The organism is Murdochiella vaginalis (genome assembly GCF_902381775.1).
In the GTDB taxonomy this organism is placed as follows: domain Bacteria; phylum Bacillota; class Clostridia; order Tissierellales; family Peptoniphilaceae; genus Murdochiella; species Murdochiella vaginalis.
In genome coordinates, this window is the sequence record NZ_LR698969.1 from 1020923 (window position 1) to 1042594 (window position 21672).

Sequence of the window (21672 nt, forward strand, 5' to 3'; positions counted from 1 at the left end):
GGCTTGTAGACACAAAAAGACAAAGGGGGATCTATGGAACGTGTGGGAATGAAGGTGTTTTCGGGAAATGCCAATCTGCCGTTGGCGCAGGCAATCTGTCGTGAATTGGACGTGCCGCTTGGCGACATGAAGGTCGGACATTTCGCGGATGGCGAGATTAGCGTCATAATTAATGAGACGGTTCGCGGGTACGATGTTTTTCTCATTCAACCTACTTCCGGTCCGGTCAATGATCATCTGATGGAAGCTCTTATCTGCACCGATGCTTTTAAACGCGCCTCCGTGAGCCATATCAATCTTGTGATTCCCTATTACGGCTATGCCCGCCAAGATCGTAAAACGAGTGGACGCGAACCGATTACGGCCAAGCTCGTTGCCGATCTGCTCGAAACCGCCGGCGTGGATCGCGTGATTACGGTCGATCTGCATGCCGGTCAAATTCAGGGCTATTTTGATGTTCCTGTCGATCATTTCCAGGGAGGACGTCTTTTAGCGGATTATTTCCGTCCGTTGATCAAGGATGCTCCGGAGGAGTGGATGGTAGTCTCCCCGGATCTGGGCGGAGCAACTCGCGCCCGTGCCTTCTCTCATCTTCTCGGCCTTCCCATTGCGATCATTGAAAAGCATCGCCCGGAAGCCAATGTCTCCGAAGTGGTGGACATTATAGGCGATGTAGAAGGCAAAAACTGCATCATCATTGACGATATCATTGATACCGCCGGTACCATTACGAACGCAGCCGACTATCTCACGAAACGCGGAGCGAAAGATGTCTACATCACCGCTTCCCATGCGCTTCTCTCCGGAAATGCCGCAGAAAAAATTATGCGCTCCACGGTCAAAAAATGCGTGGTTACCGATACGGTAAAGCTGGATGAAGAGAAAATGAATGAGAAGATTGAAATTGTTTCGATGGCGCCCTTGCTGGCAGAAGCCATTCGTCGCATTTACTCGTTCAAATCTGTCAGCGGGTTATTCACCCGATGAGCACGAAAATTATTGTTGGCCTGGGAAATCCGGGCGCGCGTTATGACGGAACGCGCCATAATATAGGCTTTACAGTGTTGGATCGCTTGGCGCAAAAATTGGGCATTGCCGTGGATCGTAACAAATGGGATGCATTGATCGGTGAAGGCCGCCACGCAGGTGAAAAGCTGGTGTTGGTGAAACCACAGACGTTTATGAATCTGTCCGGAAAAGCCGTCAAACAGGTGATGGATTTCTATCATGTACAACCGCAGGATGTTCTGGTTATCGTAGATGACATCGATATTCATCTGGGAACGGTTCGCATTCGGGAAAAGGGCTCGGCCGGCACACACAACGGACTGCGCTCCATCGTTTCGGAGATTGGCAGCGATGCCTTTGCGCGTGTTAAGGTTGCGACGGGACATCGCCCCGCCTCGTGGGATCTTGCAGATTTTGTTCTTGCCCGCTTCACCGAGGACGAGCGCAAAACGATTGATGAGGAAGTGGAGACGGCAACGCAGGCTGTACTCGACATTTTGAACCAGGGTGTTTCCACCGCGATGAACACCTGGAACGGGTGGATCGCCCCTTCCATTCAACAGCAAAGCGAGGAAGAGAAAAAGCAGCAGGCAAAGCAGGATCGGGAGCGCGAGGAACAGGATGCGTTCCGTAAAAGCGCGAAGCGTTGCGGAGATTGATGAATAGAGTAGAAGAACTGTTTTTATCGGAGCCCCGTTTTTCTCGCCTTTTGCAAACGTTGCAGGCGGGAAAACGGCGCATCCATCTTCACGGCTTGGTGGAGGAAAGCACAGGACCCTTTGTAGCCGCTCTGGCGGCGAAACGAAGCTGTCCTGTTTTTGTCGTGTTTGAATCGGCGGTAAAAGCTCGTTCCTTTACGGATGCCTTAGTATCCGCCGGAATGGAGAATGTCGTTACCTATCCGGAAGAGGAGTGGCGCTTTTTTAAAACCGATACCGTTGTTTCACCCGTTTCTCGCCAACGGTTAGCCGTTCTGCAACGGCTTTATAACGGTGGGAACCTCATCGTTTCCACTACGTTGACGGCTTTAAAACGCCGTGTCGTACCCCCAAGACGCTATGCGGAGAGTGTCGTTTCTCTCGCAGTGGAGAGTGAGGTGGAGCCGGAGACGGTGATACAAAAGCTCGTTGCGATGCGTTATGTGCGTACGACGTCCGTGGAACATGCCGGAGAATTTTCTGTGCGCGGTGACATTTTGGATGTATTTCCGCCCTCGGCGACGCAACCGTATCGCATTGAATTCTTTGATACGACAATCGACCGTATCCATACGTTCTCTGTGGAAACGCAGCGAAGCGATGAAGCGGTGGAGAAGGTTCTATTGACGCCTGCCGAAAACTTGCTCTTCAGCGATGCGGATTGTCAAGATGTGATTCGGCGTTTAAAAAAAGATATTGCGCAAGCCGAGCAAAGGGCAAAAAAAGAACATCGCTCATCACATTTGGAAAAATTTTATCGTCTCCTGGATACCTTGGAGACCGAGAATCATGTGGATAATCCCGACCTTGCACAGGCATATCTCAATGAGGATGCCCTAGCGGGGCTGATGGATTATCTTCCGGATCACGCGCTGGTGGTCTTTGACGACATCGCACGCATTATCGAAACCGAAAAACGGCGGGATGCCTTGGTTCTGGAGACAGTAACAACGTTAGCGGAACAATCGGAGCTCTTGCGGGAACATCTTCATCACCTGCTAACAGCGGAAGAGGTCGTCGAAAGCCTTTCCGCCTACGCCATGATCAATCTTACGCAAATTCTTAAAAAGGCGCATTCCTTCACGCCGGATGCACTGTTGCAGATACGGACGCGAGAATTGGAAAATTTCCATCATCGATGGACGGATTTTGTGGCCTATTTGCGCTGGATGCAGAAGCAAAAGAAAAAAGTGCTGCTTGCCTGCGGCTCGGCGGAAAAATCTCTTGCCGAGCGGCTTCAGGAATCGGATGTGCAATTTTTCCGAGAAGAGGCGGGAAATACGGAACAATCGCTTGGGGAAGGGAAGATTGTCCTGAGCCGTTTGTCACTTTTGCATGGCTTTCAGCTGGTGGATAGCAATGTCGTGATCTTCTCACGCACAGAGATTTTCGGACAGGAGAAAAAACGCAAAGCGGCGCATCGTCCACGGCGCAAGAGCGATCTGCTCAATTATCAGGATTTAACACCCGGCGATTATGTGGTACATGAGCTTTACGGCATCGGCGAATTTTTAGGCACAGAAACCATTGCGTACGATGGTTTGGTAAAAGATTTTATTAAGATCAGTTATAAGGGCGCGGATGCGCTCTATGTGCCGACCGATGAAATGGATCTGGTCACGAAATATATCGGCAGTGGCGGTCCGAAACCGCGCATCTCCTCGCTTGGCGGAAGCGAATGGAAGCGCTCCAAGGAAAAAGCAAAAAAAGCGGTGGATGCCATCGCGGAAGATTTATTGGATTTATACGCCAAGCGCACAAAAGTGAAGGGACATTCCTTTGCACCGGACTCACCCTGGCAAAGGGAATTTGAAGAGTCCTTTTCTTATGAAGAAACACCCTCCCAGCTTCGGGCAACCGAGGAAATCAAACAGGATATGGAACGCGATAAGCCAATGGACCGTCTTCTTTGCGGCGACGTCGGCTATGGCAAAACGGAAGTGGCGTTGCGCGCGGCTTTTAAGGCCGTAATGGACGGAAAACAGGTAGCATTTCTGGCGCCGACGACCATTCTTGTGCAGCAGCATTATCAGACCATGATGGATCGCTTTCTGTCTTTTCCTCTGCGAATTGAGTTTTTATCACGCTTTAAGAGCTCGGAAAAGCAGAAAGAGGTGGTAAAAAGTCTCGGCCAGGGCAGTGTTGATATTGTGGTAGGTACGCATCGCCTGCTTTCCAAGGATGTTCATTTCAAGGATTTGGGGTTACTTATCGTCGATGAAGAACAACGGTTTGGCGTGAAGGATAAGGAGAAGATGAAGAAGATCAAAGAGAATGTGGATGTGCTAACGCTGTCGGCCACACCCATTCCACGCACTCTTCAGCTTTCTCTTACCGGCATTCGCGATATGAGTTTGTTGGAAGAACCGCCGGAAGAACGCTATCCGACCATTTCCTATGTGTTGGAAGCCGATCCCCAGGTTCTTCGCGATGCCATTCGCCGCGAGCTGGATCGTAACGGTCAGATTTATGTCGTGCATAACCGTGTCCATGATATCCATTTTGCCTATGAACGCCTGCAAGCGCTCGTGCCGGAGGCACGCATTGCTGTAGCCCATGGGCAGATGAGTATACGCGAATTGGAAAACGTGATGGAAGACTTTATTTCCGGAAAAGCGGATATCCTGCTGTCCACCACCATCATTGAGACCGGGATGGACATCGCCAACGTGAACACGCTCATAGTGGAGCGAGCCGACCGTATGGGGCTTGCGCAGCTCTATCAGCTGAAGGGACGCATCGGTCGTTCCGATCGGCAGAGTTACGCATATTTTACGTATGAACGCGATCAGGTGCTTTCGGAAATTTCGGAGAAGCGACTAAAGGCCATTCGAGACTTCAGCGAATTCGGTTCCGGCTATAAGATTGCCATGCGCGATCTGGAGCTGCGAGGGGCGGGAAATCTGTTGGGCGAAAGCCAGTCCGGACACATTGAGTCCATCGGCTATGAGCTTTATGTGCGCATGTTGGAGGAGGCGGTCGCGCGTGCGAAAGGGGAAATCAAAAAGCCGCATCGGGAGGACATTACCGTCGATGTGCGGGTCAGCGCCTTCATTCCGGAGAGCTACATCCCTCAAAGTTCCGACAAAATCATGATGTATCGTCAGATCGCTGCGATTGAAAATATAGAAGATTACGGTAGAATTGTAGAGGAATTGATTGATCGCTTCGGAGATCCTCCGGAAAGCGTCGAAAACCTGCTTACCATCGCTCTCATTAAACGATGGGCAAGTGATTTGGGCTTTTCTCGTATTAAGGAGACGGAGGAAGCGATCGAATTGCGTTATGAACGTTTCGAACAATTTTCCGTGGAACAGCTAAAGGCAATTTCCGAAGGCTATACCGGTCCATTGACCTTCGATTTTCAGAAAGAGCCGCGCTTCAAAATTGCGGCAACGCCGAACAAGCTGAAGGATACGAAACGATTACTGTTACTTATGACGCAGTTGAAAAACAAGGAGGAAGATATTCATGAAAAGCAATAAAAAGGTAGTAGCGCTGGCTTTAGCCGGCATGTTGGCATTGGCCGGCTGTGGGAGCTCGCAAGAGACTTTTGCCACCGTCAACGGCGAGAAGATCACAAAGGCGAAGTTCGATTCCCAGCTGGATCTTTATAAAAGCATGATCGCTGCCCAATATCGTTTGCCGATGACCATTCGCGAGTCCCTTATTGCCGAACAAGTGATGCTCCAGGAGCTCAAAAAGAACAAGGTGGAAATCACCGATAAAGATTATGCGGTGGAATATGACAATGCGATCAAAGCCTACGGCGGCGCTGCCAATTACAGCAATACCATTAAATCGCTCGGCATCACGGATGAACAGTTGAAAGACAGCCTGCGCTACGAAACCATCTCGCGTAAGCACAAAGAATGGTTCAACCAGCAACATCAGCCTACGGACGCCGAAATCAAAGAGTATTTTGAGAAGCATAAAGAGGAACTGATCACCGTTGAGGCAAATCACATTCTCGTCAAGACGGAAGAAGAAGCCAATAAAGTCAAAGAGCGTCTGGGGAAGGGTGAGAAGTTTGAGGATATCGCCAAGGAGGTCTCTTTGGATACCGAGTCGGCGAAAAATGGCGGAAGTCTCGGACAAAGCTCTCCCTCCAAGTTTGTTCCGGAATTCAAGAAGGCCGTTATGGAGCAGAAGGTGGGAGAGATCGGTAATCCGGTCAAGAGCCAGTTCGGTTTCCACATCATTCAAGTTACGAAGCGTAACGATACCGTTGAAGCCTTGCATGATGCGATTGTAGAAAAGATCAACGCTGATAAATATACGCAGTATCTGCAGCAACAGATTGCGGCGGCAGACGTAAAAATTGAAGGCGAAAGCGCGTCCTCCGCGTCTTCTGCCGAAGCTTCCGAGCAGAGCTCAAAGGCAGATGCCTCCGCGGCTCCTGCAGAGAGCAGTGAGGCATCCAAAAATTAATACAGATTCTCCTATGATAAGGGACGATCTAAAAAGGGTATAGAACAACACGTAGGCTCGTCAGGACACCCATCGGGTAGAAACAGGAGGAAACATGGCTACAAAAGTTGCAATTAACGGCTTCGGGCGTATCGGTCGTCTTGCTTTGCGTGAGATGCTACGCAATGCACCGGAGTTGGAAGTAGTGGCAATCAACGATTTGACGGACAATGAGGATCTGCTTTATTTATTAAAGTATGATACAGCGCAGGGAGCTTTTCCGTATCACGTCGAATTAAAGGGCGACAGCCTCATCGTGGAAGGACATGAAATTCGTTGCTACGCTGAAAAGAATGCCGCCGACTTGCCATGGAAAGAACTGGGTGTTGATTTCGTTCTCGAGTGCACCGGCTTTTATACATCAAAAGAAAAATCACAGGCGCACATCGATGCCGGTGCAAAGCGCGTGCTGATCTCGGCCCCGGCGAAGGGCGAAGGCGTTAAGATGATTGTCTACGGGGTTAACCATAAGAGTCTCGACGATAATGATCTCATCGTATCGGCAGCGTCCTGCACGACAAACTGCCTGGCACCGATGGTGAACGCGCTGAATGAGGCCTTTGGTGTGGATCATTCCATTATGTCTACCATTCACGGCTACACCGCAACACAGCGTATGCAGGATGCTCCGGGCGGAAGAAAGAACCGTGCGGGTGCAGCCAACACCATTCCGGCAACGACGGGCGCGGCAAAAGCCATCGGAAAAGTCATTCCGGAATTAAGCGGCCGCATCGACGGAAGTGCATTGCGCGTTCCGGTTATCACCGGCTCCATCGTTGAGCTCTATTCGGTGCTGAACAAGAAGGTCACCGTGGAGGAAGTGAATGCGGCGATGAAAGAGCATGAAGCCGAATGGTTCCGCTACAATGAAGACGAGATTGTAAGCTCTGATATCATTGGGGTTCCGGTGCCTTCCATTTTCGACGCCACACTGACAAACGTGGTCGAGGGTCCGAACGGCGAACAAATCGTTAAGACCTGCTCGTGGTACGACAATGAAATGGGCTTTACCAGCAACATGGTGCGCACCCTCAAATACTTCGCGGAAGTCGCGAAATAAATGAACAAAAAGCGAGGAGTGAGCTCCTCGCTTTTTTTCGGTTCGTTCCTCTTTTCTTTTATTCTTTGGAACGCCGACTTAAAAAATGGATGAAAGGATGCAGAGCATGCCGAAAAAGACAATTGACGATTATGATTTGAACGGAAAAAAAGTCTTGGTGCGCGTGGACTTTAATGTGCCACAAGAAAAAAACGGATCGGGACGTATTACGGATGACAGCCGTATTGTTGCCGCGCTTCCGACGATCGAGGCCTTGCTAAAAAAGAATGCGACCGTCATTTTAATGAGCCATTTGGGACGCCCGAAGGGAGCGGACCCGGCACTCACTTTAAAACCGGTGGCCGAGCTTCTGGCGAAGCTGCTCAAGAAGCCCGTGGCGTTCTTCCCGTCTGCATCCGTCGTGGACGACGAGGTGAAGAAAAACGTCGCTGCCATGAAAAGTGGGGAAGTCTGCTTATTGGAAAATACGCGTTATGTTGCGGGTGAAACAAAGAATGATCCGGAATTTGCCGCGAAGCTTGCCTCGTTGGCCGACCTTTTTGTGAATGATGCGTTTGCCACCTGTCATCGTGCACACAGCTCCAATGTCGGCGTCGCCGCCTTGTTACCTTCCGCTCTGGGCTTTTTGGTGCAAAAAGAAGTGGAGATTATGGGCAAGGCGCTAAGCGATCCGAAACGTCCCTTTGTCGCCATCTTAGGCGGCGCAAAAGTTTCCGATAAAATCGGCGTCATTGAAAACTTGCTCAACAAGGTGGACACAATCCTTATTGGTGGCGGCATGGCCTATACCTTCCTCAAAGCGCTCGGAAAAGAGATTGGCACCTCGCTGTTGGAGGCTGACAAGATCGATTTAGCGAAGGAACTGCTCCATCGCGCCGAGGAAAAGGGAGTGCGCGTGGAATTGCCTGTGGACGGCGTTGTTGCTGATGCGGTGAAACCCGGTCAAACGACGGAAGTCGTTTCCATCGATGCCATTCCGAAGGATAAAATGTCCTTGGATATCGGCCCGAAAACAGCCGAGCGTTACGTGAAAATTATTGAATCAGCACAAACGGTGGTTTGGAACGGTCCCATGGGCGTTTTTGAGATTCCGGAATTTGCGAATGGTACCATTGCATTGGCCAAAGCCATGGCAAATTGCGCCGGCGTGACCATTATCGGCGGCGGCGATAGCGCAGCGGCCGTGGAGCAGGCCGGATTAAAAGACAAAATGACGCATGTTTCAACGGGCGGGGGCGCTTCCTTGGAATTTCTGGAAGGCAAAAAGCTTCCCGGTATTGCTGCCATCTCGGATCGATAATTTTCCTCGTGCCGCTTCCGAAAGAAGAACAAAGGCAGAGCTCACAGAATACAGGAAATAGCACGTCGTTAAAACGGAATGAAGAGAGAACAAAAGAACAGGAGGACGTTATGCGAAAACCGCTTATTGCCGGCAATTGGAAGATGAATAAAACGCCGTATCAGGCGCAGATGCTGGTGCGTCAAATAGATTCCATCGAACTGGATGTCGCCGTCGAGGCATTGGTCTGCGTACCGGCGGTAGATCTGCAGGCTGTCAATGAAGTGATGGACGATTCTCAGCTGCACCTCGGCGCACAGAATATGCACTATGCCGATCACGGCGCGTACACCGGTGAAATCTCCGCCGCCATGCTCAAGGATTTGCAGGTGGAATATGTTATTCTCGGGCATTCCGAGCGTCGCGAACTCTTTGGAGAATCCGATGCCCTGATTCAAAAAAAGGTCGATGCCGCTTTAGCGAAAGGGCTTCTTCCCATTCTCTGTGTAGGCGAGACGCTAGAAGAGAGAGAAGCCGGAAAACAGGAGCAAAAGGTACAAGGACAATTGCTGTCGGCCTTGCAGAATGTGAAGCCGGACGATTTCAAAAAGCTGGTCATCGCGTATGAACCCATTTGGGCGATCGGTACCGGAAAAACCGCTTCCGATTCGGATGCGGAAGAAATGGCGGCCTTTATTCGTCGTCAAGTGGCGACGATTGTTTCTCCCAACGCAGCGGAAAATGTACGCATTCTCTACGGCGGTTCTGTCAAGCCCGAGAATATCAAGAAGATTATGGAACAGGAAAATATAGACGGCGCACTCGTCGGCGGTGCAAGCTTAGAGGCGGCGAGTTTTATTAGTTTAGTCAATTATCGCATTGATTAAAATGGTGCAAAGCAAAGGAGAAGAATATGTCACAAATTATTGATCTTTATGCACGTCAGGTTTTGGATTCCCGCGGCAATCCGACAGTGGAAGTAGAAGTCACGACGGAGCTTGGCGGCTTCGGTCGTGCGATTGTGCCTTCCGGTGCATCGACAGGTGCTTTTGAAGCGGTAGAACTGCGCGACGGCGAGAAGGCGTTCGGCGGTAAAGGCGTTTTAAAGGCTGTTGATCATGTGAACAATGAGTTGGCAACGCTTTTGGAAGGTTGGGAAGTGACCGATCAGGTAGGCATTGATCATGCCATGATAGAAGCCGACGGAACACCGAACAAAGCCAATTTCGGCGCAAACGCTATTCTTGGCGTGTCCCTTGCCTGCGCACGCGCAGCGGCGGATGAGTATGGCATGCCGCTTTATAACTACATCGGAGGGGTCAATGCCAAAACCATGCCGGTACCGATGATGAACGTTATTAACGGCGGAAAACACGCGGACAACTCGGTGAATTTCCAGGAGTTCATGATTATGCCGGTGGGAGCCGGTTCCTGGTCGGAAGCGCTGGAACAGTGCGCAGAAGTATTCCATACGCTAAAAAGCGTATTGACCAAGGATGGACATCCGACGGCCGTAGGGGATGAGGGCGGCTTTGCTCCGAACTTTAAAAATGATGAAGAACCGCTGCAGTATCTTGTAAAAGCCATTGAAGCTGCCGGTTTTACGCCGGGAACAGATTTCATGATTGCGATGGATCCTGCTACGACAGAACTGTACGAAGAGGCCAAAAAAATCGGCAAGGAAGGTTATTACTTCTGGAAGACCGATGAATTTAAGACCACAGAGGAAATGATTGATTTATGGGAGTCGTGGATTGCCAAATATCCCATCATTTCCATTGAAGACGGCCTGGCAGAAGAAGATTGGACAGGCTGGCAGAAGATGACCGAACGCATTGGCCATAAGGTGCAGCTCGTCGGCGATGACCTTTTTGTCACCAATACGGAGCGCTTGACCAAAGGCATTTCCATGCATGTAGCGAATTCGATTTTGATTAAAGTCAATCAAATCGGCACGCTCACAGAAACGCTTGATGCCATTGAAATGGCGAAGCGTGCAGGCTACACGGCCATTGTTTCGCATCGTTCCGGCGAGAGCGAAGATACGACGATCGCCGATTTGGTGGTAGCGACCAATGCCGGTCAAATCAAAACGGGAGCCCCCAGCCGTACCGATCGCGTTGCCAAGTATAATCAGCTTTTGCGCATTGAAGACATGTTTGCCGATGAAGCGGTATATCCCGGCATGAATGCTTTTTACAACCTTCCCGAACAGGAATAAAGAACGATAGCTTTGAAACGTTTAAAAGTCGGAAAAGAAAGACGGTATCGAGAATTCGATGCCGTCTTTCTTTATGCATTCGTTTTCATCCCATCTTTCTGCAGGAAATGGTAAAATAAAACAAGAAGGATAACGTTTTGCCGCAAGGCGGTGATAGAGCAACGAACATAAAGGAGGGAGCACGAATGAGAAATCAAAGTGGCATGGTTTGCATGCTTCTGGCAGGCGGACAAGGCTCGCGTTTAAAAGCGCTGACGCGAGATACCGCAAAGCCGGCAGTGCCCTTTGGCGGGAAATATCGCATTATTGACTTTGCCCTGAGCAATGCGACCAACTCGGATATTCATGACATCGGTGTTTTGACTCAATATAAACCGTTTCGGCTCAATGAACATATCGGCATCGGCACCGCATGGGATTATGACCGCACATATGGCGGCCTGCGCTTGCTTTCTCCGTTCTATTCCGAAGAAGGCGGTCGCTGGTATGCCGGAACCGCCAATGCAATTTACGAGAATATGGCCTTTTTGGACAATCTGAATCCCAAATATGTGCTGATTCTATCGGGTGATCATATTTATAAAATGAACTACAACCACCTCTTGGATGTGCACGTTAACAAGGGCGCTGAAGCGACAATTGCGGTCATGGAAGTACCTTGGGACGAAGCTTCCCGATTCGGCATCATGAATACGGATGAGAACGATCGCATCGTGGAGTTTGAAGAAAAGCCCAAAAACCCGAAGAGCAATTTAGCCTCGATGGGCATTTACATTTTCAACTGGCCTACCCTGCGCAAAGCATTGGTCGAGGACTATAACGACAAGGATTCCACCTACGACTTTGGTCATGACATCATTCCTAAGATGCTCAAGGCCCAAATGCCGCTATATGTCTATCGGTTTAAGGGGTATTGGAAAGACGTCGGCACGATTAAAAGCTATTGGGAAGCCAATCTGGATATGATTGATCCTCATAATGGCTTGGATATTTATGAAAAAAACTGGCGCATTTACACGTCGGCGAAAAACCTTCCGCCGCATTATATCGGCGAAAAAGCAGAAGTCACGAACTCCCTGGTCAATGAGGCGTGCCGCATTTACGGCAAAGTGGAGCACTGTGTTTTGTTTACCAACGTTACCGTGGAAGAGGGGGCTGAGGTAAAAGACAGTGTTGTTCTTTCCGGCACTGTCATCCAAAAAGGCGCAAAAGTCTCCCATGCGGTCATCGGAGAACATGAGGTTATTAAAGCGGAGCAAACGATCGGGCAAGAGCAATCCGAAGCCATCTATTTGGTTGCCGGCGGAAAAATCACAAAGGAGTAGGCGATGAAAGATTGTCTTGGCATTATTTATTCTCGTTATGACGGCACACACGGCTACCGCGACTTCGGCCGGCTCTCCGAAAATCGTCCGGACTATATGATTCCCTTCGGCGGACGATATCGCATCATCGACTTTGCTCTTTCCAGCCTTTCCAACTACAGCTTATCCCGCGTCATCCTTTATGGCGGGAACAATATACGTTCCACGCTGGACCATGTTGGCGATGGCAAAAACTGGGAACTCAACCGACGCAACAACGGCTTGTTTATCAACCCGCCGAGTCGAAACTGGGACCAGCATCCGAGCATCATTCAGACGTATTATGATTCCATCACGTTTTTTGAGGAATCCACAGCGTCCAACATTCATGTTATGAATCCGATGATGATTACTAAAGCGGATCTGGACGAAGCGTATGATCGTTTTTTGGAAAGCGGCGACGATGTTTTGCTTTTCTACAAAAACATCGAAGATCGGGGCGGCGTCTACACCAACATGAGCAAGCTGATTTTAGATGATCAGGGAAATTTCGTGAACATGGGCATCAATCTGGGAACCAATGAAGCGTTTCCGCTTTATCTGGAGCGCATGTTTATTAAGCGCACGGTTTTTGTGGAGCTGGTGAAACGCTCGCTCGAGCGAGGGTCGGCCACGACGCTTGTCGAAGCCGTCGATAAGGAAAGAAAGCGGCTAAAAATTGGCGTGTATGAGGTGTCCGCTCCGGTTTTGGTGATCAACGACATCTATTCCTACTTTCAGGCCAGCATGAGCCTCTTGGACCAGGATCTCTACCAGGAAATTTTCTTCCGTGATAACATGGTCTACACCAAGTCCAAGGATGAACCGTCGACTATGTATGCTTCCAGCGCGAACGTGCGCAACAGTCTGGTGGCGAATGGCTGTATCGTCGAAGGACAAGTGGAAAATTCCATTCTTTCTCGCGGCGTGCATGTGCATAAGGATGCAATCGTACGCAATAGTATTTTGAATGAAAAAACCGTTGTCGGTCCCAATGCCGTTGTCGTCAATACGATTACGGATAAACAGGCGGTGATCGAAGAGGGCGTTACGCTTGCAGGCGCATATTCTCATCCGTTTGTGGTGGGAAAGAAAGAAGTGATTTCGAGGTAAGAAATGAATATTCTCTATGTAGCGGCGGAGGCAGCTCCTTTTATTAAGACCGGCGGATTGGCGGATGTGGCCGCCTCCTTGCCAAAGGCACTGAACCAAATAGGCTGCGATTGTCGTGTGGTTCTTCCTCTTTACTCACAAATAGAAGAATCCTATCGGCACCGCATGCGTCTGGTTGCACAATTTGCGGTTAGCGTGGGCTGGAAAAATGAATATTGCGGCGTTTACGCGCTGTCTTATAATGGAGCGACCTACTATTTTTTAGATAATGAATATTATTTTAAGCGGCCGAGCATCTACGGACAGTATGATGACGGGGAACGTTTCATCTTTTTTGCTAAGGCAGCGGTGCGCCTTCCGCGTGTTTTGGATTGGAAGGTGGATGTCATCCATGCCAATGATTGGCATGCCGGCCTAGCACCCGTCTATTTGAATGATTTTCGTCGTGGTGACGATTTTTATCGCGAAACGCGTTCCCTCTATACGATTCACAACCTGAAGTACCAAGGCCAGTTTTCGCCGGATCTGTTTTTCTGGACCAACCTGAATCCGGCCTATTATTCGGACTATGACCTGAAATTTTACGAGTCCATCAACTTCATGAAGGCGGCTATCGTGCATGCGACGAAGGTGAACACGGTTTCTGAAACCTATGCCGAAGAAATTCATTATCCCTTCTTTGCCGAGGGGCTGCAGAATGTGATCAATGCGTATTCTTGGAAGATTTCCGGCATTTTAAACGGAATCGATGAAGACGTTTGGAATCCGCGAACGGATCAAGAGATCGCGCAGCCGTTTGATGTACGCACCCTCTCTCTGCGCAAGAAAAATAAGCAGGCCTTGCAAAAAGCTGTGGGACTTCCCGTTCGTGACGATGTTCCGCTTTTCGGCATGGTTACGCGCTTAAACGCCATGAAGGGGCTGGATTTGGTGCGCTATATTCTGGATGAATTTCTCCAGGAGGATGTGCAGTTTGTCGTTGTCGGCACAGGGGATGCGACCTATGAAGAAATGTTCCGCTATTTTGCGGAGCAATATCCGAAAAAGTTGGCTGCGCGCATCCATTTTTCAACGCATGAATCCCACGAAGTGTATGCCGGCGCCGATCTCTTTTTGATGCCTTCCATGATTGAACCGTGCGGACTTTCGCAAATGATCGCCATGCGCTACGGATGCGTGCCGTTGGTACGGGAAACCGGCGGACTGCGCGATTCCGTGTCACCGTATAATCAGTACGAAAAGACAGGGGAAGGATTCAGCTTTGCCAATGTGAATGCCCATGATCTGCTCTTTACCATGCAGCGCGCCTGCGAGGTGTATCGTGATCATCCGCAGGATTTTACCTTGCTGCAGAAAAACGGAATGAACAAGGATCTGAGCTGGCAGGTTTCCAGTCGGCAATATCTGGCCTTGTATGAATCTTTGAATCCGTTCGGACAAGGAACGAATACACAATGATCGAAGTAAGAGAACGAAAGGATGCTATGTCGTCCTCTTGTGCAACAGCCATGGAAATTCCCGTTGCCTCCGCCTATGCTCTTGCGGCGAAGCTGGGTGTGACCTATAAAAAAGACGAGAGCGTATTTCGCGTATGGGCGCCCACCAAGCGTCGTGTGGAGCTTCGACTTTTCGATTCCACAGAAGGCGGAATGTATCAAAGCGTCGAAATGCATGAGAAGGAAGGCATCTATACGGCTCGTGTAGAAGGGGATTGGGACGGATATTTTTACACCTACGTCGCGGATGGCGTGGAGGTTCCGGATCCCTATTCCGTATCCGCATCGCTCAACGGAAGGCGCAGCGCTGTCGTGGATCTTTCATCCACGGATCCGCAGGGATTTCGGCAGAGTGCCTATGTGAGCACGAAATCGAAGGATGCGATTCTGTATGAATTGCATGTTGGCGATTACTCCTTTCATACGAACAGCGGAGCCAAGTTTCCTGGAAAATACCTTGGACTCGTCGAGAAAAGTGCGTACCAAAATGTGAAGACAGGCATGGAGCATCTCAAAGAGCTGGGAATTACCCATGTGCACTTGATGCCCATTGCCGAAAATGCAACCGTCGATGAGCACCCGTCCCGCTTCGGTGCGGAGGATAACTATAACTGGGGATATGACCCGCATCTGTATAATGTTCCGGAAGGTGCCTATGCAACGGATCCCTGGGATCCGAAGGTGCGTATCCGTGAGCTGAAGACGGCGATACAAAAGCTGCATGATGCCGGCATCGGTGTGATTTTGGATGTGGTCTATAATCACACCTTTCGTACCAAGGATTCGCCTTTTAATCTCTTGGTTCCGAACTATTACTATCGCAAAGTAAACAATAATTTTGCAAACGGATCCGGCGTAGGAAACGAGCTGGCATCGGAAGCCCCTATGATGCGAAAATTTATTTTGGAGTCGTTGCTGTATTGGCAAAAAGAGTATCGCATCGATGGCTTTCGTTTCGATCTGATGGCCTTATTGGATCAAGAAACCGTTCGGATGGCTATAAAAGCTTTGCGCCATGTAAACCCAAATGCAGTGATCTATGGGGAGCCTTGGATGGCACAACCATCGCCTCTGCCGGAGGAGCAACAGACACGATGGGGAACACAAAATGGAGAGGGCTTTGCCCTTTTTAATGCCCCATTTCGAGATGCTTTGTGCGGAAGCGTGGAAGGCGTCGAAAGAGGCTTCCTACAAGGCAATGCGCTTGGAAAGCGCGGAACGGAAATCGGTCTTTTGGGATCCATCAACGACGGAAAAGGCCGCAATGGAGGGATTTGGGATCCGACGAATGCGATCAATTATTTCAACGCGCATGACAATCTCATACTCGAGGATAAGCTCGTGCTATCGATGGACACAGAGGAGCATCGTGAGGCGGCGACAAAATTAGCATTCGGAATTTTGCTGACGGCGCAGGGCATTCCGTTTTTTCATGCCGGAAACGCATTTCGCAGATCCAAGAAAATGGATGCCAACTCGTATTGTTCTCCCTATGCGGTGAATGCGATCGATTGGCGTGAAAAACAGAAGCACGCATCACTTTTCCGCTATGTGCAGCAGCTCATTGCGCTGCGCAAACAATACGATGTATTTCGGTTGGAAACCGGGAAGGAAGTGCGGGAGCGTGTCAAGCTTCTTCCCATTGACGAGCCTTCCGTCATCGGCGTGACCTATCGTCTGGGGGAACGAAAAAGCAAGGATTATCTTGTTTCGCTGTTTCATGACGGCTGGTGGGATTTTTCTGCGGACATTACGGTGCTTTTTGATGCGTTGCATGCCGAGCGCATTGCGGCGCAACGTATTTTTGATCGATGGGGCTTGGTTTCGGGTAATCGTGTAGAGGTGAGCCGCAGGGAGCATTTACATTTGCCGCTCGCGCCGATTTCCATGACGCTTTTTCGTGTTCAGGTGCTTTATTAACATGATGGAAACGAGTGATGACTATAGAGGAATGCTTATAAAAAGTTTTGTGATAAAAAATCATAAGGAGGCTATCGTGGACTATTATCCTATTTACGAACAATGGCTGGCAGATGACAGCTTAGATCCGGCATTGAAAGAAGAGCTGATTGCCATACGGGGACAAGAAGAGGAAATTAAGGATCGCTTTTATCAATCGCTGCACTTCGGAACCGCCGGCTTGCGTGGAAAACTCGGCGCCGGCACCAATCGCATGAACGTGGTGACGGTTGGCAGGGCGACGGAAGGCTTTGCCCGCATGATTGCAGAAGAAGGGGAAGAAGCTAAGAAAAAGGGCGTGGCCATCGGCTATGATGTCCGTCATATGTCCCGCGAATTTGCTCATCTTTCGGCGGAGATTTTTGCGGCGCACGGTATTCGTGTGTATCTGCATCGCGATATTGTGCCGACACCGGTCTTGTCGTATACCATTCGGGATCTGGGCGCTTTTGCAGGCGTTATGGTGACCGCTTCGCATAATCCGCGCGAGTATAACGGCTATAAAGCCTATGGTACGGCCGGTTCACAGATTTTAGACGACTGGGCGGAACGTATTGAAGCGAACATTCATGCCTGTGAGGCGGATGGACAGATTTCTCGCATGTCGTTTGAGGAAGGCGTGGCGAAAGGCAAAATTGTACTCATCGACGACGGCCTGATGCAACGCTATTTGGACAAGGTGCTCTCCTTAACCATTCATGATGATGTGGACAAGACCATTCCGTTCGTCTATTCACCTCTCAACGGTTGCGGCAATATTCCGATTCGCACGGTTCTGAAACGTCGCGGTTTTACGGGCATGGCGCTGGTTGCGAAAGAAATCGAGCCCGATCCGGATTTTACAACGACAGGCTATCCCAATCCGGAGCGGCCGGAATGTTTCCGTTTAGCGGAGAAAAAAGGAAAAGAAGTGGGAGCGGAGCTTTTGATCGCTTCCGATCCGGATTCTGACCGTTTGGCTCTGGAAGTGCGGAAGCCCGACGGTACGTATCAATTTTTCAATGGCAACCATATTGGCGCTTTGCTCACGCACTACATTGTTTCGGAGATGGCCGCGACGGGGAAACTGCCCAAAGACGGTGCCGTTATAAAGTCCATCGTGACCGGCGATATTGCGCGAAAGATCACGAAAAAGTACGGTCTTGCTCTCTATGATGTGCTCACCGGCTTTAAAAACATTGCCGCCCCGGTCAACGAGTGGGATACCACCAAGGAACACACCTTCGTGTTCGGCTATGAGGAAAGCATCGGCTATAATCACGGCGAATTTGTGCGAGATAAAGATGCCGTTTCTTCGGCCATGTTGCTTGTAGAGGCGGCGGCGTTCTACAAAAAAACGCAGCAAAAAACGCTTCTTGATGTCTTGCACGACATCTATGCGGAATATGGTTACTATGGGAATAAACTGATCTCCATCGTTAAAGAAGGAGCCGACGGACAGGCGCTCATCGGGCGTATCATGGAAAACTTCCGAGCAAAGGGACTCGTCGATGCCGGAAACCGTACGCTCGTGCGCGTAACGGATTATCTCAAAGATGACACAGGATTGCCGAAGTCCAATGTTCTCAAATATGAATTTGATGATGAGTGCTGGTGTGCGATTCGTCCTTCCGGAACGGAACCTAAAATCAAACTCTATGTGTATTCGGTGGCGGAACAGGAACAACAGGCAGATGTTCTTTGTGACGAATTGGCAGAAAAAATTACGGCGCAAATGCACGCAGTCAAATGAGCAAAGCCCTCCTTGCCGAACAGGTCGGCAGGAGGGCTTTCATATAGCCTTTTGAGTTCCGCTTTTTGCACAAAAAATCACCACAGAGGAACCATAAGATGATTGCATCATGCACAGAGGAATGTGGGGAGGTTCTATGAACGATTTTTTTAACACATTAGAGGCAGTGTTTTTCACGGAATTATTTGGGAAAGTGACCATTTATATGATTCTTTCCACCGTGTTAAAGTTTATCTTCGTCATCATCGTCCTGTCCTTTATCAGCCGCATTGTGCGCATGATTACGATGGATATTCAACAGACGACCGCACGTCGGCCGGTACAAGCTGCCTCCCTGCGCCTTTTGAGCAATCCCGACGATTACGATTTTCCCTTGCGGGACGAATATTATCTTTCCGATAATACGTCTATCGGACGTGCGGACGATAATACCATCGTGATCAAAGATCGGCAGATGAGTAAGCATCAGGCTGTCATCGTTCAAAACGGTTCCCATTTTTTCATTGATGACTTGCAATCCACCAATCCGACAACCGTGAACGACGGCATTGTTCTGCAGCCGACGGAGCTTCATTCCCGCGACATCGTTGCGCTGGGCGGTCTGCATTTTGTATTTTTAAACGAGGAAGAACATGAAGACTGATTTTCTGCATCGCCCGCAGCCGAACGAGAAAATTGCCCGGTTCGCCTATGCGCAGACGAAATGGCTGCTGTTTCTGTTTCAGTTTTTGGCGATTTTTCTGGTCTACCTTTTTCAGGTAAAAGAGCTGAGTGAACGATCCCTCCTATTCGGAGGCGGACTTTTGCTGGTCTCCTTGCTTTCGTTGACGATTTTGCACGTCGTAACAAAAGGAGACAGTTATCTTTTGCTCATTGCCAATATGATTTTCAGCGTCGGTATCATCATGATCTATCGTCTTGATCCCGCTCGAGGGGAAAAACAGCTGATGATCTATCTCGCGAGCTTGGTCGCGTTTTTTGTGGTGACGGTTATTCTGCGGCACACGCCCACGCTTTGGGAAGGGCATACACTGTTTTATTTCGTCGTTACCCTTATGCTTTTTCTCGTTACCTTGGCTTTCGGTGTGACCTTCGGTGGCGCACGCAACTGGATTTCCATTGCCGGCATTCGCGTGCAACCTTCGGAGTTTGCCAAAATACCCTTCGTTCTCTTTCTTGCCTCGTGGTATAAAAACTACGAGCAACATGAAAAGACGTTTTTTGGTCGCATTTCCTTGACGATTATGGTCTATGTGTTGCTGGGACTGTTCCTTTTGCAACGGGAATTGGGTACAGCAGCCGTGTTTTTTGCGACCCTGCTGACGCTGCAAATTGCATTTGAACGGCATCGTTGGATTCCGGTGGTCAATCTGCTTTTTGCTATCGTAGGTTTGTATGCGGCCTACCACCTGTTCGGTCATGTGCGGGTACGCTTTGCCATGTGGTGGAACCCTTGGCAGGATTTTAATGATAAAGGATACCAGATCATTCAGGCGCTTTTTGCTGTTGCAGAGGGCGGCTTTTTCGGCACCGGCATCGGGATGGGGCATCCTGAAAATGTTCCTCTTGGCCATTCCGATTTTATTTTCGCCTCGGTTATTGAGGAAATGGGCTCGTTTATGGGCATCTGTCTCATTTTGCTCTTTGTCCTTTTGCTGTATCGCGGCCTGAAAATCGCTATGCAGCAAGAGCGGGATTTTTATGCAGCTGCGGCGGTTGCCGTCAGTGCGATCTTCGCTTCACAGGCGATTATCATGTTCGCCGGTGTTTTAAAAGTGATTCCCTTAACCGGCATTACGGTGCCATTTTTAACGTATGGCGGCTCTTCTTTGCTTTCAAGTTTTATTTTGCTGGCCATTTTGCAGACTTGCTCGGAGCGGATGCCATATAAAGGAGGCGTTCATGAAGCGCAGTAAACGTCGTTTGGCTCTATTAATCGGGCTGTTTCTCATTCTTTTTTTAGGACTCGTGCTTTATCTCGTGTTTTTTCAGTTGGTGAAAGCGCCGGCTTTGCGCGCCAACTCTTTAAATATGCGAAACTGGGTGGACGAAACGCATTTCGGTCGCGGGCGCTTTTATGATCGAAACGGCGAAGAGTTGGTCGGACGCGAAAAGGATGAAGAAGGTCGATATTATCGCTATGCCAATCATCCGAACATGTATTCCCATGTGATTGGCTATCATTCCGATCTGTACGGCAAAACGGGCTTGGAAAAAGCATTGAACAGTGAATTGCTCAATCTTTCCACAGACAATCCCATTGCAGCCTTGCGCGGAAGCGTATTGAATGAGGGCATCGGCAATGATGCCGTCCTGACCATTGATAATGATCTGCAATACTGTGCCTATACCGCCATGGAGGGACATAAGGGAGCGGCAATCGCCATGGATGTGAAGACCGGAGAAATTTTGGCTATGGTTTCGCTTCCGTCCTTCAATGTCAATGATGTCGATGATCGCTGGAATGAATTGATTGAAGATGAAGGGCAAGTGCTTTTTCCCCGTGCGACATTGGGAAGATATACACCGGGTTCGGTGATTAAGCCGATTACGGCGTTAGCCTTGCTTCGTGAAGGCGTGGATCTACAGTATGAGGACACCGGGGAGACGACGGTGAACGGACAACGCTATACCAATGCTAACGGAGCCGTGTTTGGCGAAATTGGATTAAAAGAAGCGCTGATGCATTCCTCGAATGTGTATTTTGTGGATAAAACGAAGAATTTGGATCCTGCCGTATTGCGTGAGGCTATGGAGTCGGTGGGCTTTAACCAGGAGTTGCCGTTCCTGTTGCCGACTGCAAAGTCCACGGCGAATTACAAGGAAGGCATGGATATCAATCTCAAAGTTTCGGATAGCTTTGGGCAAGGAGATATGTTGGCCACCCCACTACAGATGACAGTGGCCTATGCCGCCTTTGCGAATGGCGGAGAAGTGCTCGAACCGCACATCGTAAAACACTTTCTTTCGCCTGCGGGAGAAATAATAAAGCCAACAAAGCCCACGATCCTGCACCAGATTTCGCCTTCTTTCGCTTCGATCTTGCGAGAAGATCTGGTGGCAACCGGGGATGCTATCGGTTTAGCGGATGCAATCGGGCAGAGTGCCGGAGGCAAAACGGGAACGGCCGAAACGGTTAAGGATTCTACGAATGCCTGGACCATCGGATTTGCGCCCGCGGACAACCCCAAGGTGGTTGTATGCGTGGTTATGGAAGACGATGGCCGCACTGGCCGGGAAGCCGCCATGCCCGTTGTCGCGGAAATTCTTTCTCAAGCGTTACACCAATAGCC

16 protein-coding genes are annotated in these 21672 nt (G+C 49.7%); all 16 read left to right on the top strand.

What is annotated here, in order from left to right:
* Positions 1-33: 33 nt before the first annotated feature.
* The 16 genes from FXY30_RS04480 to FXY30_RS04555 all read left to right on the top strand — a co-directional run bounded on the left by FXY30_RS04480 (position 34) and on the right by FXY30_RS04555 (position 21670).
* On the top strand, positions 34-987 hold the full coding sequence (locus FXY30_RS04480) for a ribose-phosphate diphosphokinase (protein WP_071705496.1): 954 nt from the start codon (positions 34-36) through the stop codon (positions 985-987).
* Positions 984-1667 (top strand): aminoacyl-tRNA hydrolase, encoded by a 684-nt coding sequence (gene pth / locus FXY30_RS04485; protein WP_071705497.1) that lies wholly within the window; start codon positions 984-986, stop codon positions 1665-1667. The genes FXY30_RS04480 and pth overlap by 4 nt, the downstream gene beginning before the upstream one ends.
* Positions 1667-5191 carry a transcription-repair coupling factor gene (gene mfd / locus FXY30_RS04490; protein WP_083428208.1) on the top strand — a complete coding sequence of 1175 codons (3525 nt, stop codon included), beginning with the start codon at positions 1667-1669 and terminating at the stop codon, positions 5189-5191. Before pth ends, mfd begins: the two co-directional genes overlap by 1 nt.
* Entirely contained in the window at positions 5178-6137 is a 960-nt protein-coding gene (locus FXY30_RS04495) for a peptidylprolyl isomerase (RefSeq protein ID WP_071705499.1), read from the top strand. The genes mfd and FXY30_RS04495 overlap by 14 nt, the downstream gene beginning before the upstream one ends.
* Before the next feature lie 94 nt (positions 6138-6231).
* Positions 6232-7236, top strand: coding sequence for a type I glyceraldehyde-3-phosphate dehydrogenase (gene gap / locus FXY30_RS04500; RefSeq protein WP_071705500.1), 1005 nt, complete (start codon positions 6232-6234; stop codon positions 7234-7236).
* Positions 7237-7342: 106 nt separating this feature from the next.
* Positions 7343-8536, top strand: a complete 1194-nt coding sequence (locus tag FXY30_RS04505; protein ID WP_071705501.1) for a phosphoglycerate kinase — start codon at positions 7343-7345, stop codon at positions 8534-8536.
* A 110-nt stretch (positions 8537-8646) separates the two neighbouring features.
* The gene (tpiA, locus tag FXY30_RS04510) at positions 8647-9402 is read left to right on the top strand and encodes a triose-phosphate isomerase (RefSeq protein ID WP_071705502.1); all 756 of its coding nucleotides are present in this window, start codon (positions 8647-8649) and stop codon (positions 9400-9402) included.
* Between the two features lie 26 nt (positions 9403-9428).
* Positions 9429-10736: a phosphopyruvate hydratase gene (gene eno / locus FXY30_RS04515; RefSeq protein WP_071705503.1), complete on the top strand. Its 1308-nt coding sequence runs from the start codon at positions 9429-9431 to the stop codon at positions 10734-10736.
* A gap of 185 nt (positions 10737-10921) precedes the next feature.
* Entirely contained in the window at positions 10922-12061 is a 1140-nt protein-coding gene (locus FXY30_RS04520) for a glucose-1-phosphate adenylyltransferase (protein ID WP_071705504.1), read from the top strand.
* A gap of 3 nt (positions 12062-12064) precedes the next feature.
* Positions 12065-13192: a glucose-1-phosphate adenylyltransferase subunit GlgD gene (gene glgD, locus FXY30_RS04525; protein ID WP_071705505.1), complete on the top strand. Its 1128-nt coding sequence runs from the start codon at positions 12065-12067 to the stop codon at positions 13190-13192.
* Positions 13193-13195: 3 nt separating this feature from the next.
* Positions 13196-14650: a glycogen synthase GlgA gene (gene glgA, locus FXY30_RS04530; RefSeq protein ID WP_071705506.1), complete on the top strand. Its 1455-nt coding sequence runs from the start codon at positions 13196-13198 to the stop codon at positions 14648-14650.
* Positions 14647-16608 carry a type I pullulanase gene (gene pulA / locus FXY30_RS04535; RefSeq protein WP_071705507.1) on the top strand — a complete coding sequence of 654 codons (1962 nt, stop codon included), beginning with the start codon at positions 14647-14649 and terminating at the stop codon, positions 16606-16608. The genes glgA and pulA overlap by 4 nt, the downstream gene beginning before the upstream one ends.
* Before the next feature lie 76 nt (positions 16609-16684).
* Positions 16685-18379, top strand: a complete 1695-nt coding sequence (locus FXY30_RS04540) for a phospho-sugar mutase (RefSeq protein ID WP_071705508.1) — start codon at positions 16685-16687, stop codon at positions 18377-18379.
* A 136-nt stretch (positions 18380-18515) separates the two neighbouring features.
* On the top strand, positions 18516-19022 hold the full coding sequence (locus tag FXY30_RS04545) for an FHA domain-containing protein (protein ID WP_071705509.1): 507 nt from the start codon (positions 18516-18518) through the stop codon (positions 19020-19022).
* Entirely contained in the window at positions 19012-20295 is a 1284-nt protein-coding gene (locus FXY30_RS04550) for an FtsW/RodA/SpoVE family cell cycle protein (RefSeq protein ID WP_071705510.1), read from the top strand. Before FXY30_RS04545 ends, FXY30_RS04550 begins: the two co-directional genes overlap by 11 nt.
* Entirely contained in the window at positions 20282-21670 is a 1389-nt protein-coding gene (locus tag FXY30_RS04555; RefSeq protein ID WP_071705511.1) for a peptidoglycan D,D-transpeptidase FtsI family protein, read from the top strand. The genes FXY30_RS04550 and FXY30_RS04555 overlap by 14 nt, the downstream gene beginning before the upstream one ends.
* Positions 21671-21672 lie beyond the last annotated feature (2 nt).

Bases quoted from the DNA above. Each gene is read 5' to 3' on its own strand.
- FXY30_RS04480 (WP_071705496.1), top strand. From the start codon at position 34: ATGGAACGTGTGGGAATGAAGGTGTTTTCGGGAAATGCCAATCTGCCG.
- pth (WP_071705497.1), top strand. From the start codon at position 984: ATGAGCACGAAAATTATTGTTGGCCTGGGAAATCCGGGCGCGCGTTAT.
- mfd (WP_083428208.1), top strand. From the start codon at position 1,667: ATGAATAGAGTAGAAGAACTGTTTTTATCGGAGCCCCGTTTTTCTCGC.
- FXY30_RS04495 (WP_071705499.1), top strand. From the start codon at position 5,178: ATGAAAAGCAATAAAAAGGTAGTAGCGCTGGCTTTAGCCGGCATGTTG.
- gap (WP_071705500.1), top strand. From the start codon at position 6,232: ATGGCTACAAAAGTTGCAATTAACGGCTTCGGGCGTATCGGTCGTCTT.
- FXY30_RS04505 (WP_071705501.1), top strand. From the start codon at position 7,343: ATGCCGAAAAAGACAATTGACGATTATGATTTGAACGGAAAAAAAGTC.
- tpiA (WP_071705502.1), top strand. From the start codon at position 8,647: ATGCGAAAACCGCTTATTGCCGGCAATTGGAAGATGAATAAAACGCCG.
- eno (WP_071705503.1), top strand. From the start codon at position 9,429: ATGTCACAAATTATTGATCTTTATGCACGTCAGGTTTTGGATTCCCGC.
- FXY30_RS04520 (WP_071705504.1), top strand. From the start codon at position 10,922: ATGAGAAATCAAAGTGGCATGGTTTGCATGCTTCTGGCAGGCGGACAA.
- glgD (WP_071705505.1), top strand. From the start codon at position 12,065: ATGAAAGATTGTCTTGGCATTATTTATTCTCGTTATGACGGCACACAC.
- glgA (WP_071705506.1), top strand. From the start codon at position 13,196: ATGAATATTCTCTATGTAGCGGCGGAGGCAGCTCCTTTTATTAAGACC.
- pulA (WP_071705507.1), top strand. From the start codon at position 14,647: ATGATCGAAGTAAGAGAACGAAAGGATGCTATGTCGTCCTCTTGTGCA.
- FXY30_RS04545 (WP_071705509.1), top strand. From the start codon at position 18,516: ATGAACGATTTTTTTAACACATTAGAGGCAGTGTTTTTCACGGAATTA.
- FXY30_RS04550 (WP_071705510.1), top strand. From the start codon at position 19,012: ATGAAGACTGATTTTCTGCATCGCCCGCAGCCGAACGAGAAAATTGCC.
- FXY30_RS04555 (WP_071705511.1), top strand. From the start codon at position 20,282: ATGAAGCGCAGTAAACGTCGTTTGGCTCTATTAATCGGGCTGTTTCTC.